At 57.0% G+C, this 12531-nt stretch carries 15 protein-coding genes and 1 tRNA gene; 7 read left to right on the forward strand and 9 right to left on the reverse strand.

Annotated features, from left to right (window positions below):
* The first annotated feature begins 1 nt into the window (after position 1).
* Together HDF10_RS14315 and HDF10_RS14320 are read left to right on the forward strand one after the other, a co-directional pair.
* Entirely contained in the window at positions 2 to 289 is a 288-nt protein-coding gene (locus HDF10_RS14315) for a putative quinol monooxygenase (RefSeq protein WP_183814522.1), read from the forward strand.
* Positions 290 to 438: 149 nt separating this feature from the next.
* Positions 439 to 978 (forward strand): nuclear transport factor 2 family protein, encoded by a 540-nt coding sequence (locus HDF10_RS14320; RefSeq protein ID WP_260177886.1) that lies wholly within the window; start codon positions 439 to 441, stop codon positions 976 to 978.
* 304 nt (positions 979 to 1282) lie between these two features.
* Here the strand turns inward: HDF10_RS14320 and HDF10_RS14325 are convergent, their stop codons facing one another.
* Both HDF10_RS14325 and HDF10_RS14330 read right to left on the reverse strand, forming a co-directional pair.
* A complete protein-coding gene (locus HDF10_RS14325) occupies positions 1283 to 1600 on the reverse strand; it encodes a hypothetical protein (protein WP_183814526.1) in 318 nt (105 codons plus the stop codon).
* An 83-nt stretch (positions 1601 to 1683) separates the two neighbouring features.
* Positions 1684 to 2253 (reverse strand): HIT domain-containing protein, encoded by a 570-nt coding sequence (locus HDF10_RS14330; protein ID WP_183814528.1) that lies wholly within the window; start codon positions 2251 to 2253, stop codon positions 1684 to 1686.
* 448 nt (positions 2254 to 2701) lie between these two features.
* Between HDF10_RS14330 and HDF10_RS14335 the strand changes: the two genes are divergently transcribed.
* Complete coding sequence (locus tag HDF10_RS14335; protein ID WP_183814530.1) at positions 2702 to 4711, forward strand: 30S ribosomal protein S1; 2010 nt, start codon at positions 2702 to 2704, stop codon at positions 4709 to 4711.
* A gap of 115 nt (positions 4712 to 4826) precedes the next feature.
* Here the strand turns inward: HDF10_RS14335 and HDF10_RS14340 are convergent, their stop codons facing one another.
* The 5 genes from HDF10_RS14340 to infC all read right to left on the reverse strand — a co-directional run bounded on the left by HDF10_RS14340 (position 4827) and on the right by infC (position 7612).
* Positions 4827 to 5738: a hypothetical protein gene (locus tag HDF10_RS14340; RefSeq protein WP_183814532.1), complete on the reverse strand. Its 912-nt coding sequence runs from the start codon at positions 5736 to 5738 to the stop codon at positions 4827 to 4829.
* 93 nt (positions 5739 to 5831) lie between these two features.
* Positions 5832 to 6005: a hypothetical protein gene (locus HDF10_RS14345; RefSeq protein WP_183814534.1), complete on the reverse strand. Its 174-nt coding sequence runs from the start codon at positions 6003 to 6005 to the stop codon at positions 5832 to 5834.
* Positions 6006 to 6072: 67 nt separating this feature from the next.
* Positions 6073 to 6249 carry a hypothetical protein gene (locus HDF10_RS14350; protein WP_183814537.1) on the reverse strand — a complete coding sequence of 59 codons (177 nt, stop codon included), beginning with the start codon at positions 6247 to 6249 and terminating at the stop codon, positions 6073 to 6075.
* A 68-nt stretch (positions 6250 to 6317) separates the two neighbouring features.
* A complete protein-coding gene (locus HDF10_RS14355) occupies positions 6318 to 6494 on the reverse strand; it encodes a hypothetical protein (protein ID WP_183814539.1) in 177 nt (58 codons plus the stop codon).
* Positions 6495 to 6967: 473 nt separating this feature from the next.
* On the reverse strand, positions 6968 to 7612 hold the full coding sequence (gene infC / locus HDF10_RS14360) for a translation initiation factor IF-3 (protein ID WP_260177905.1): 645 nt from the start codon (positions 7610 to 7612) through the stop codon (positions 6968 to 6970).
* A gap of 243 nt (positions 7613 to 7855) precedes the next feature.
* On the opposite strand from infC, the gene HDF10_RS14365 reads away from it, so the two are divergent.
* A complete protein-coding gene (locus tag HDF10_RS14365; protein WP_183814541.1) occupies positions 7856 to 8512 on the forward strand; it encodes a response regulator in 657 nt (218 codons plus the stop codon).
* Positions 8513 to 8531: 19 nt separating this feature from the next.
* On the opposite strand, the gene HDF10_RS14370 is transcribed toward HDF10_RS14365, so the two are convergent.
* Positions 8532 to 8789, reverse strand: a complete 258-nt coding sequence (locus tag HDF10_RS14370; protein WP_183814543.1) for a hypothetical protein — start codon at positions 8787 to 8789, stop codon at positions 8532 to 8534.
* Positions 8790 to 9036: 247 nt separating this feature from the next.
* Between HDF10_RS14370 and HDF10_RS14375 the strand changes: the two genes are divergently transcribed.
* Positions 9037 to 9123, forward strand: a tRNA-Leu gene (locus HDF10_RS14375).
* 221 nt (positions 9124 to 9344) lie between these two features.
* On the opposite strand, the gene HDF10_RS14380 is transcribed toward HDF10_RS14375, so the two are convergent.
* Entirely contained in the window at positions 9345 to 10031 is a 687-nt protein-coding gene (locus HDF10_RS14380) for a TetR/AcrR family transcriptional regulator (protein ID WP_260177887.1), read from the reverse strand.
* Positions 10032 to 10163: 132 nt separating this feature from the next.
* Between HDF10_RS14380 and HDF10_RS14385 the strand changes: the two genes are divergently transcribed.
* Positions 10164 to 10946, forward strand: a complete 783-nt coding sequence (locus tag HDF10_RS14385; RefSeq protein WP_311732763.1) for an NmrA family NAD(P)-binding protein — start codon at positions 10164 to 10166, stop codon at positions 10944 to 10946.
* 558 nt (positions 10947 to 11504) lie between these two features.
* A complete protein-coding gene (locus tag HDF10_RS14390) occupies positions 11505 to 12455 on the forward strand; it encodes an AEC family transporter (protein ID WP_183814545.1) in 951 nt (316 codons plus the stop codon).
* Positions 12456 to 12531 lie beyond the last annotated feature (76 nt).

Consider the following 12531-nt stretch of genomic DNA (forward strand, 5'->3'; position numbering starts at 1 on the left):
TATGCTTAGTTTCAACGTGCGAATGACCTTCGACCAGTCGGACCGCAACGAGATCTCCGAGATTCTCTGCCACCTCACCGCGGCTTCCCGGAAGGAGTCCGGCTGCGTCAGCTATATCCCGCACTTTGTCGAAGGAGAGGCCTGCACGGTACTTATCTACGAGCAGTACGACGACGACGCGGCCTTGGAGCATCATAGAGGAACACCTCACTTTCATCAGTACGCGATCGGGGGCCTGTATCAGAAGATGAAAGAACGTCAGGTCGAGAACCTGACCGCTGTCTGTTGATGCTTTTCTGTCGGGGTTCCTTGCGTGTGGCTCTGTCTAGTGCATGGAGACTCGCGTACGACTAAAGTGGTTTTGACTCAACGCGGTAAATCGGTCTACCATCCGGTACGCTTATGGGGTTGTCTGGTCGTCCAATTCGTAGGTCGCTGATGGGCTCGGGCGTGTTGCTGGCGGCCATGGCGATAGGATGGCCTGCGCAAGCCGCATTTGCGGGTCACATGCAACCGCTGCATGAGAAGAAGCACGATGCCAAGCGACAGGTCGAAGCGCTCGAGGAGCAGTGGCGGCAGGCTCAACTTGCGGGCGATGTCGCCGCGATGGACAAGCTTCTCTCCGACGATTACATCGGCATCTCGATGACCGGCCAGGTCAACACCAAGATGCAACAGCTGGACCGGATGCGCACTCGCAAGTTCGTCCTGACGAAGCTTGATCTGGGCGAGATGCAGGTGAAGCTGGTCGGCTCGATCGCCATTGTGACCTCTCGCGCCCAGGTAGAAGGAACTAACGAAGGCGTGGCGGTTCAGGGAACCTACCGCTATACGCGCGTCTATCAACGGCTGCCCTCGGGCGGGTGGAAGATTACCAGCTTCGAAGCGACAAGGGTGCCGGGGTCGAGAGATCCGGGCAATCACGATGCGGCGGCGCCCAAGGCCGCAAGCAGTGCGCCTCAAGATGGGCCCTCTTAGAAACTGTCCTGCCGGACAGCCCACTGCGCGTGGAGCGATCACTTCGTGATAGGTATACCCCTTCGGTTGGCGCTCCCGTTGGTCGCGAGGGAAGATTATGCCTACCAACGGGAGGACTATGCGAAGCTCTAAAAAGGCGTGCGAACGACCGCCCTCCGCGTAGGAGGCCCGTCCGGCAGGACAGTTTCCCGGGTTAGCTTGAAGTTCTGTACCGAAATAAAAAACCCTGCTCGGCGGCAGGGACTTTCATGTAGCAAGTTCAAAGTTTTCAAGGAATTTCTAGCTGATCTTTGTGTCGAAAGCCTTATGCGGTCTTCGGTGCAATCACCGCGACGCGCATCTCCCTAGCCTCCTTAGGCGCAATGGGAAGCTCTGGCGACTCGGCCGGACGGGGAAGATTCAACGCGAGCAGTCTGCGATAGAGAGAGCGGGTTGCACCGGTAAGGCGTGCGTCTTCGGACTCGTGTGGGAAGAGTGAAAGATATTTGCGAGTCGAAGTCGCGGGCTTGCGGATGGGAACAATATAAGGACGGCGATCGGGTTTTGGCGCGTTGCGATCTTCCTTCGCAACGGACGGGATCGATCGTAGGGATGCGGGGAGTGTCTGAGAGATATTTTGCATTGAGCCCTCAACGTGAAGCAACTGGCTGGCTTCAAGCTGCTGCTCAATAGGACGACGACCCGAAGGCTTTGGTTGTATTAAATTTAGAAGGCAGAGCGGAGCTTCTCCCAGGTCACATCCAGAGCCTCAGGAAGGACGCGAGTTTCAGCCGTCACCGTCATGAAGTTCGTATCGCCGCTCCACCTGGGCAGAGCGTGAAGGTGCATATGAGCGGCGATGCCGGCGCCCGCCGCCTCCCCCAGGTTGAGACCCATGTTGATGCCGCCCGGAAGATAGACCTGCCGCAGAGCCAGCTCCGAACGCTGGGCGAGAGCGATTAGCTCCTGGGCGACCTCGACGGGAAGGGCAGCCAGCGTGTCCAGGTGCTGGTACGGCAGCAGGAGCAGGTGGCCGGTGGAGTAGGGAAAGGCGTTGAGGCAGATAAAGCAGGTTTGCCCCCGCCAGACAATGTGCGCAGCTTTTTCGGCGGCGAGCTGGTCCATCCCGTGATCGACTGCGTAGTCGACCGCCGCGATCATATTGCAGAAGACGCAGTGCTTGTCTTGGGCCTCGGTCGGGGGCCACGCGCTGAGAGCCTCAGGAACCCCGCTTTTGGCCTGCGGGTCCGAGCGGGTGATGTAGCTGTAGCGCCAGGGCGTCCAGAGGCGGTCCATTCGGCGAGTATAGCGCGGGGGCAGAGCACCTTCAGGCTGAGGATGCGGCTGGACAGGCCACACAGTCCGATTCCATCTCGTTCTCTGCGCTTTGCCCGGTTTGGCGCACACTCTCTGCATCAAATACAGGACTTTCTGCATCGAATTAGGTACGACCCGAGAAGATTTCCTTCACTCCCGAGCATGACATGGTGATGAAAATGCAGGCGAAGAGTCCGGCTTTTGTTGACGTACTGTATGCAAAGTTCTATGCTTTATCAGTGAGCTATTGCGTGTGGGACCCAAGTGCAATAGCTCCTCTGCAAGACCTGATTCCTTCCATCCTGCCGAAGCTGTCGCGGGGATAGAGAAAGCAGCCAGCCTCCCCTCCCGGATTCGCTGATTGCTCCCGCCCACGCGCTGCTCTTAGAGGAAGGAATCTCTTGGATCCCGGAGTCCGCAAATCACCATGGTAGAAAACCATAATCCTGACCACAACGAGAGCAAACCCCTGACCACCGAAACGGAAGTCCTAGCGCCCGAAGCGACAGCGGCTCACACAGACCTGTCTCCTGAATCCACCTCAACCCAACAGCATGAGACCGCCCACGACGAGTCAAATGTGGCTGCACAGCATGTTGCACCCGCTGCCGCCGCTCACCAGTCTGCAGACCACGGAACCGTTGCCACGGTCACCGCTGCAGTCGACGAGTCTGACGATGATTTGAACTACGACGCAGCTGACTTCGCCGCCGCCCTTGCGAACTTCGATCGCGAACAGGCTGCCGAGTCCGCCGCTGCCCAGAACCTGACCGCAGAAGAGGTCATCGTTACCGGCACCGTCGTCAAGATCACCGACAAGCATGTTGTTGTCGACATCGGGCTTAAGTCTGAAGGTCTCATCCCCCTGGAGCAGGTTCTTGACATTAATGGTGTCTCGAAGTTCCAGGCAGGTGACACTGTTGAAGTTGTGGTAGAGCGCGAAGAGTCCGAGGGCGGATACCTGGTCAGCTATGACAAGGCTCTCCGTCACAAGGTCTGGGACAAGCTGGAGCAGGCGGCGAACGACAAGACCCCTGTGAAGGGTATGGTTCTCAGCCGCGTCAAGGGTGGTCTCACCGTTGATATCGGTATCAAGGCGTTCCTGCCTGGTTCGCAGGTCGAGGTACGTCCCGTCCGCAATCTGGACGGCTACATCGGCACCGAGATCGAAGTTCGCGTTATCAAGCTCAACAAGAAGCGCGGCAACGTTGTCATCAGCCGCAAAGAGCTTCTTGAAGAAGACCAGAACGCCAAGAAGTCCGTCACTCTCGCCACCCTGGAAGAGGGCAGCGTCCTGACCGGCACCGTGAAGAACCTCACCGACTACGGCGCATTCGTCGATATGGGCGGCCTCGATGGCCTGCTTCACATCACCGACATGAGCTGGGGCCGGCTCACCCATCCCCGCGACCTCGTCAACGTTGGCGACGAGATCCAGGTGAAAGTGTTGAAGTTCGACAAGGATAAGCAGCGTGTCTCGCTTGGCTTCAAGCAGCTCACGCCTGATCCGTGGCTCGATGCCACTGAGCGCTACCCGATCGGTGCGCAGGTTCGCGGCCGCGTTCTGTCGGTCACCGACTACGGCGCGTTCGTTGAGCTCGAGCAGGGAATCGAAGGTCTCGTTCACGTGTCTGAGATGACATGGAGCAAGAGGATGAAGCATCCGTCGAAGATGGTCAAGCCCGGCGACGAGGTCGACACCATCATCCTCAGCGTCAACCCGAACGACCGCCGCATCTCGCTCGGCATGAAGCAGCTGCAGGACAACCCCTGGGAGCAGCTCGAAGATAAGTACCCGACGGGTGCCATCATCGAGGGCCGCGTTCGCAACCTGACCGACTTCGGTGCCTTCATCGAAATCGAGGACGGAATCGACGGCTTGGTACACGTCTCGAACCTGAGCTGGACCAAGCGCATCAAGCACCCCTCCGAAGTCCTGAAGAAGGGCGAGAAGGTTCGTGCGATCGTTCTGGGCGTCGAGCCTGAGAACCGCCGTCTGTCGCTTGGCGTCAAGCAGCTTCAGCCGGATGTCTGGGATACGTTCTTCGCCCAGCACCGCGTTGGCGATGTCATCAAGGGCAAGATCCTGCGTACGGCTCAGTTCGGAGCCTTCGTTGAGATCGCCGAAGGAGTCGAGGGCCTCTGCCACGTCTCCGAGGCGATTGATGCCGAGGGTAAGCCAGTCGCGATGGATGTGGACTCTGAGCACGAGTTCAAGATCGTCAAGATGAATCAGGAGGAGAAGAAGGTCGGTCTCAGCATTCGTGCAGTCGGCGAAGAGGCCAGCCGTGCCGAGGTCGAGAGCTACAAGGAGCGCGAGAAGTCGCCCAAGGGCAACAACTCCGGTTCCTCTTCCTCCTCCTCCTCGAGCAACAGCAGCAGCACCACGCTGGGCGATCTGATCAACTGGAAGCGTTCTGAATCTGAGCGTGACTAAGCTCTAAGTGAAGCTCGAACCAGATAAGCAGCAAAAAGGCCATCCCGCTTGGGGATGGCCTTTTTGCTTTCCGTGTCTTTCGGAAGATACCTGGTACTGCTCTTCGAATGCTGCTCTATGCGGACAGAGAGTGCATGGAAGCAGGCGCGTCGATCGCTCCGGTAGCCATCTTCGCTGAGGCGCGGCGCATGACCTCAAGCTCCGCCGGGGCGAAGAGCTCCGGTGGAATCCCACCAACAGCCACATGCCCGGGATCGTCCCCCAGAGCCATCGAGATCTGGTTCCAGCGAAGGAACGGCGAGGTAGTCGGCAGAGTGATGATACGGCGCTTCGGCTCAGGGAACGCGAAGTAGGCGGACCAGGTGAGCAGAGTCAATCCAACCGCAACTCCGTTGATCAAACTAAACGTCGAGTACATGTTGGCATACCGGGCAAGCCATGCGGAATTGACCAGGTTGACCATTGCGAGCACACCGAGCCCAAGACTCACCCCGAAGATCCGGCTACGGAATGAGAGCCCCATTGGCCGGATGGCGAAGCATACGAACAACAGAAGGCAAAGTGTCAGGATGCTCGAGGTCTGCTGGAGCTGCGTGATCATCGCGACCATGAATGTGATTCCACTCAGGTGAGGAGTCACTGCAACCCCTATAGCAACCGCAATTGAGATGGCCGCCACCCAGCGGAAGACAAGCATCCCCAGCGCCTGCAAGCCCTTCAAGGGAGCCATCGCAAGCTTGAAGATGCTGTAGATGACCAGAAGAGAGAGGATCGCTTCCAGAGCGTAGCTCGTCCAGTAGATGTAGAAATAGACCTGATAAGCCAAGTGCCGCTCGATCGCGTGCCGGCTCAAATAGAGCAACGGCAGACAGATAACTGAGCAAGCGAGACGAACAGATAAAAGGGCTACTAGAAAGCCGAATTGCCGGGCGGCCTTACCGCGAACCAGAAAGAAAATGAGCATTCCACAAAGAATCGGCTCGAGATAGTCCATACGTGCCGTCAAGCTGGAGATGAATTCATTCATAGGCGTACCTGTAAATACAAACAGAGGCTAGCCTATTACCGGCGCGGATACAAGATATTTAAAGTGCCATCCTGCAAAAAGTTGCCGGTAGTACTATCGAGTTCCCATACCACAAGCGTTTGGATCGTTCGGAGCGCACATAGGAACGGGCAGCATGCTGGCGCGGGACGCGGTTACCGCGTTGGTTTTGGCGGAAGAGGTCTGGGTGGTGGCGGCTGCACCTGTGAGGGCGAGGACGACGACGAAAGCACGAACGATGTGTTTCATGACTGGGAACTCCGTGGCCTTGTAATTTGTTGATTCTGTTGCGGTAACATTGCGAGAGCAACCCTAACTAGCGCGTACCCATCCCACAGGCATTAGGGTCGTTTGGTGCGCACATAGGAACCGGCAACATGCTAACGCGGCTGGCAACGACCTTGTTCTTCGCGGAGGCGTTGCTGGTCTGGGTTGTGGCGGCGACACCGGTGATGACGAGGACGACGACGAAAGCGCGAACGATATGTTTCATAATTTGGAACTCCGTGGCCTTGTAATTTGTTGATTCTTTTCAGGGAATACTGCAAAAGCAACCCGAACTTAGCGAGTACCCATCCCACAGGCATTAGGATCGTTTGGTGCGCACATAGGGACCGGCAGCATGCTGACGCGGCTGGCAGTGATCTTGTTCTTTGCGGAGGCGTTCGAGGTCTGGGTTGTGGCGACTGCACCGGTGAGGACGAGGACGACGACGAAAGCGCGAACGATATGTTTCATAACGAGATACCCCCAAAGTTGTATTTCTGTAAAAAGATTTCTCTGGACAAACCAGATGATGTAACCATAGGATACAAACTGGACTAAGTCTAATAGAATCAATTGCATATAGAAGTATAAAACATATTTCATTACTAAAGTAACTAAACTGCCGTCGCTAATGGGTGATGCTGGCAGACTGACCCTCATATCTGGATCAAATTATGATTGGCAGCAGAGGCCTCTTGTCACGGGACGCGACCCACCACAGTCCTGCTCAAAGGAGCCTAATCTATTGCCGGCTCACAGTTAGAGAGTTTCCGATCAATGGGCGGATTGAGGCGCAGGGGTAGAGTCGATCGACCTAGAGATCGGTAAAAACAATAAAGTCCCATTAGACCGAGCAGGTCTGATGGGACTTGTAACTTTTGAAAGCCGAAATGTTTTGCGCACCCTCTTCAGCCTGAAATCGGCGGCAAAAAGAGGATGTTTTCTCAGGCCTGAGCGGGGGTGGGAACTGCAGGTTCGGCAGGCTTGGTGCCAGAGGCCGGGGTGGCCGAAGAGGCAGCTTTCTTTGGAGCGGCCTCGACCTTCTTGGACGGAGCCATAATGGCGTGCAGCGTGGTGCCTTCCATGCGGGGCATGAACTCCACCAGGCCGGCATCGCCGATATCCAGAATGAGGCGATTGATGATCTTGTAGCCGAGGTCGCGATGCGCCATCTGGCGGCCCTTGAAGCGCAGGGAGGCCTTGACCTTGTCGCCTTCTCCCAGGAAACGGACAGCCTGATTCTTCTTGGTCTGATAGTCATGCTCGTCTACGGTCACAGAGAACTTGACCTCTTTGATGACGATGACCTTCTGTTTCTTGCGGGCAGCACGATCGCTCTTGTCTTTCTCGTAGAGGAACTTTCCGTAGTCCTGAATCTTGCAGACAGGGGGGACGGCGTTGGGGGAGATCTCTACCAGGTCAAGCGAACGCTCGCGGGCCATCTTGAGGGCGTCAAAGGGAGCCATGACGCCAAGCTGTTCGCCATTTTCGTCGATGACGCGAATCTCGCGGGCGCGGATGCGTTCGTTGGTGCGGATAAAAGACTTGGCGGAACGTTTATCAATTGGTGGAATAAGTCGCCTCCACAGCGGATCTTCTCAGCCGCTATGCGTTGTTTAGGGTTTAGATGCAAATCTCACGAAAGGTTGCACCGCAACGTGAAGTATAACACTTCGCGCACGAAGCCCCTTGGAATCAGTGACGAAGAAAGAGCATTATGCTCCTCGCCAGGAGCCTTACCGGGCGATCCATTTTTCGCCATTAGTCCGCCAACTTTGGAATCGGAGGCCCGATCATGTATGTTTGCACGGAAGCCCTCGGAAAGGAACCGAATGAGACGCCGCATTTTATTGGTCGATGACGAGGTCGCTGTTCTGCTGACCCTGAAGGCTGTGTTGGAGATCAGCGGCTTTGACGTGGATACAGCCGCCTCCGCGCGCGAGGGCGTTTCGAAGCTGCATACCCGCGAGTACCAGATGCTGATCACCGATATGCGCATGGAGCATGATGTCGCCGGTATCGAGGTGATCAAGGCTGCGCGGTCGGCAAACTACCATCCCGCGGTTGCCCTGTTGACAGCCTTCCCGGTCGCCGAAGAGGATTGGCAGGAGATGGGCGCGGACCAGCTCCTGGTCAAGCCCATGCACACCCGGATTCTGCTGCAGCAGATTGAAGACCTGATCGCCTCTCACGAGCGAAAGCTGGCCGGTCTCGGCTTGACGCCAGCCGCGTCGAACCCTGCTGCTAAAGCGACTGGCAAAAAGAAAGCAGTCGTCAAGAAATCGATTGTCAAGAAAGCAGCCGCGAAGAAAGCGGTCGCGAAGAAGGTTGCAGTTAGAAGCTCGTCGGCCACGAAAACTACTACCGCGAAGACTTCCATCCGAAAGAAGCCCGTCGCCAAGAAAGCCGTCGTCAAAAAAGCCATTGCGAAGAAGGCGACAAAGGCCTCCGCCAAGCCGAAGCCCGCACGGCGTCGAAAGAACTCCTGATCCGCACTTCTGCCGAGTGCTAGTTTGAGGTGTGTTCTTTGATGTAGCTGCGCAGCGACAGATTGAGCTTCAGTGCTTTTTCCACGCCGCCGTCGAGCATGCGCAGCCAGTCCGAAGCCGGTTCTTTCAGCTCGGTGGTGCTCAGAAGATAACTCGTCTGGACGATGATCTCGAGCGCATTGCTCAGATCGTGTGCGATTCTGCGCATCTCGACTGAGATATCTTCTGGAATCTTTTCGACGTTTGTCCCCTGGGAGAGAGCCTTCGGTTCATTCATGTAAAAGTGTCAGCCTTCCTTTGTGTCTAGACGCGCTTGCTGGGAAGAAGACTCGCAATCCGATCCTGTGTTTTGTTACGTTGGTTATTGGATGCGCGAGCTCCCCTCTCCGGACGCCTCATCTCCCCAGCGACCTGGCTTCCAGCCACGCGACTGGCAGCCACATTGACAGCAGCAGCCGCGTTTGTAAAACTAGAGACTCGCGGTTAGCGTGCTCCGGCCTTTACGGTGGGGCGAATGACACCGTGCCGTAGTGGCGGAATTGGCAGACGCGCATGGTTCAGGTCCATGTACTCGCAAGGGTGTGGGGGTTCGAGTCCCCCCTTCGGCACCAATACTATCTTTTTTCAATAGTGAACGGCTTTTACTAGCCGTTTTACTATTTGCTGGCAACTACTGGTTTCGTCTGGCTCACTCACCACGACTTCGGAAGAGAGCTGAATTTTGCAGGTTCCACCAACGGCAACGGCGTCCCGCTAAAACCCAACACACTACAGCCTCGTAATCGCCATCAGCCGCGCACCGGGCAGCGGCTACCAGACAGTCGTCTTCTCGTCATCTATGCACTTCTAACTGCGCGCCTGCTTTCGATTCCGTAAGTACAGGGGTCAGGTAGCGGTGAACGGCATTGCGCATCGCCTGCTGCAGGCGCGGACGGGCGTGAGGCGAGGCGACGGTCAGCTCGTCGAGGATCCCGCGGAAGATCATAAGGGCCACCTGCCCGTGGTGGGCCGCTTCGGAGCGAGAGAGAGTGGGTAGCTCGCGCCGGAGGCGGGCCGCGATGAAGTCGACGAAGACCTGCCCGAGAACCTGTTTGTCTTCACGGGCGGAAGGTGAGAGCGGTGCGTCGACCACGAGGGTGTGAAACTCGGGATGCTTCCGGTTGAAACTCATGCACACATCGATCAGTTCGCCGACCGCTTCTGTGAAGCTCAATATGCCTTCGGAGTCGATTGCGCGTTCTGCCTCGGCCATTTCGCGCGCGTACATCGAGGCGAGTGCGCTGGCGATGGCTTCTTTATTGGGGAAAAACTGGTAAAGAGTAGCCGGAGATACGCCCGCTTCCGTGGCGATCGCGTTTGTGGTGGTCTGGTGGTAACCAAGACGACCGAAGACTGTGGCAGCGGCGCGGAGCAGAGCCTGCTGGCGCTGCTCGCCACGAGCGTTGCGCTTACGGGTTGGATCAAAGACGGTCACAGGAGGATTCTCGCAGAAAGGAAGCATATAAGTAAAAACTTGCATCTTTCCTCTAATATAAGTATCTACTTGCATAGGAGGTGAACGACATGTTCACAGTGATGGGAATTACGGGCAAAGTTGGCGGCGCAGTGGCGGAGAACCTGACTCGCTGCAGGTAAAACAGTGCGGGGTGTGGTGCGCGATTCGGGGAAGGCGAAAGCCTGGGCTGATCGCGGTGTGGAGCTAGTGCGATCCGCTTATGACGACGCGGCGGGGCTCGCAAAGGCGTTCTCTGGGGCAGAGGGTGTGTTCGCGATGATTCCACCGGACTTTGCGCCTGCTCCCGGGCTGCCGGACCAGAGGCGTACGATCGCTGCGATCCGTGAGGCGCTGGAGCAGGCGAATCCTGGCAAGGCTGTGTTTCTTTCGTCTATCGGTTCGGAGCAACCGAGCGGGTTAGGGCTGATCACGTCGACCCACCTGATGGAAGAAGCTATGCGCACGCTGCCGATTCCTGTGGCGTACCTGCGCGCGGGTAGTTTCATGGAGAACTGGCTGGGAGCATTGGACCACATCCGTGCATCGGGTGAGATGCCGTTCTTTTATTCGCCACTTGATCGCAAATTCCCGCTGGTTGCCACGCGAGACATCGGTATGGCGGGCGCCAAGGTGTTGCTGCAGACCTGGACGGGCGAGCGTGTGCTGGAGGTAGACGGGCCTGAGGGTGGAACCGATTTGCACGAAACGGCGGCCGCCTTCGGTAGGGCGCTGGGCCGTGGGGTCAAGACCGTGCAATTACCTGAAGCTGCCTGGCAGAACGTTTTGGAAGCGATGGGTACGCCAGCCGATCGCACGGGTCTCTATATCGAAATGGTGAAGAGCTTCAACTCGGGCTGGATCCACTTCGGTAATTCGGGGACAGAGAAGTTTCATGGGCCGACAACGATCGAGGCGTTCGCACAGGAGATGGTCAAGTAAGGCGAACGGGCGCAGGGGACTCTTCGATGCAATAAATTCGGCATCTCGGAAGCTGCGGTAGCTTCCGAGATGAGCGTTTTGTCGTTACTAATATTGTTTGGCTATCGATGCTTCACCGATGAGAACGGCGTTTCGGAAACAGAGGATGGAAGCAGCGATGAACATCTGAGGGACTGTTGAAGGCACGGTCGACGGGCAGAGGTACACGGTGACCAGATTGCTGATTGGACTTACCGGCGGGCTCTACAGATTCGATTTGGATGCGAGTGGCGGTCCAGGGCCGGTGCTTCCCGGCGTCCAGCCTATGGCATTCGCCATGGACCCTAGGGAGCTTATCCAATCGTGGATGCGCAAACCGATTTCGATGAGTGCTTTGGCTAGGTGGCGACAGTTGACAGTCTGCTTCAAGGGCCAATGCTCATCTTTGACAAATCGACGATCCAGAGCCTAACTGTTGACAAAGCGGTGCTGCTCGACACCGAACCGAGCTAATCCTCGTCGATTGACTGCACCTTCCTCTCCATGCAACTGTTAGAGGGTCAATCTGAGACATCCTCGATGCGGATCGCTGACCTTATCCTTCCTGTATTTGCAGTGATCCTGACTGGCTGGCTCGTTGGTTATACGGGCTATCTGTCGCGGGCGTTGTCTGACGCACTGATTCATTTCGCCTATAACATCGCAATGCCAGCATTGCTGATCGTCACCATTGCACAAGAACCAAGTCATTCGCTGATCAATTGGCGCTTTCTTGTTGCTTTTGGTGGTGGCTCCCTCCTCTGCTTCATCCTCGTGTTCGGCATCATGAGCATTCATGCTTCCCGAAGCCTCGCAAGCCGAACGATGCATGGCATGGCGGCATCGATGACCAATACCGGCTTCGTCGCCTTACCCGTCCTGCAGGCGATCTACGGTCCGCGTGCCGTGTTGCCGGCGGCGATCGCCACAGTATTTGTGGCCGTTGTGATGTTTCCAGCAGCCGTGATCCTGCTCGAACTTGGTCAGCGGAATGCGCATGACGCACGCACGGCCCCAATGGTCACAGTGAAGCATGTGGTGCTTAACCCGATGGTCTTATCAACCCTGATCGGCATGCTTTGGTCGGTCCTCGGCCTCCGTACGCCCGGGCCGGTCACCGCGTATCTTGGCATCCTGGCAGGTGCGCTCACGCCGTGTGCTCTGTTCGCCATCGGACTGGGGTTGTCGATCGATGGATTGCGCGCCAATATTGGGCGAGCTTCGCTGCTCTCGGCCGTCAAATTGGTCATCATGCCTCTGATCGTGTACGGATTGAGCGTGGGCCTGGGGCTCGACCCCCTCTACACCATTGCGGCCGTAATCTGCGCCGCAGTGCCCACAGCCAAGACCGTCTACATTCTTGCCGGAGAGTATCACTGCGAGGAAATGATGGTAGCGTCCACCGTCTCGCTGACAACTCTAGCTTCCGTCATCTCGCTCGTGGTCTGGCTCTATGGGCTTTCCGGACTAGCAACACGCATCGCTCCCTGAATCGGCGGCAGCGCTACCAGTGAGGTTTCCAGTTGTCACGGTAGGGACTATACGCCCACCATGACGCATAGCGCGG

It is taken from the genome of Tunturiibacter empetritectus (assembly GCF_014201375.1).
Taxonomy (GTDB): Bacteria; Acidobacteriota; Terriglobia; order Terriglobales; family Acidobacteriaceae; genus Edaphobacter; species Edaphobacter lichenicola_D.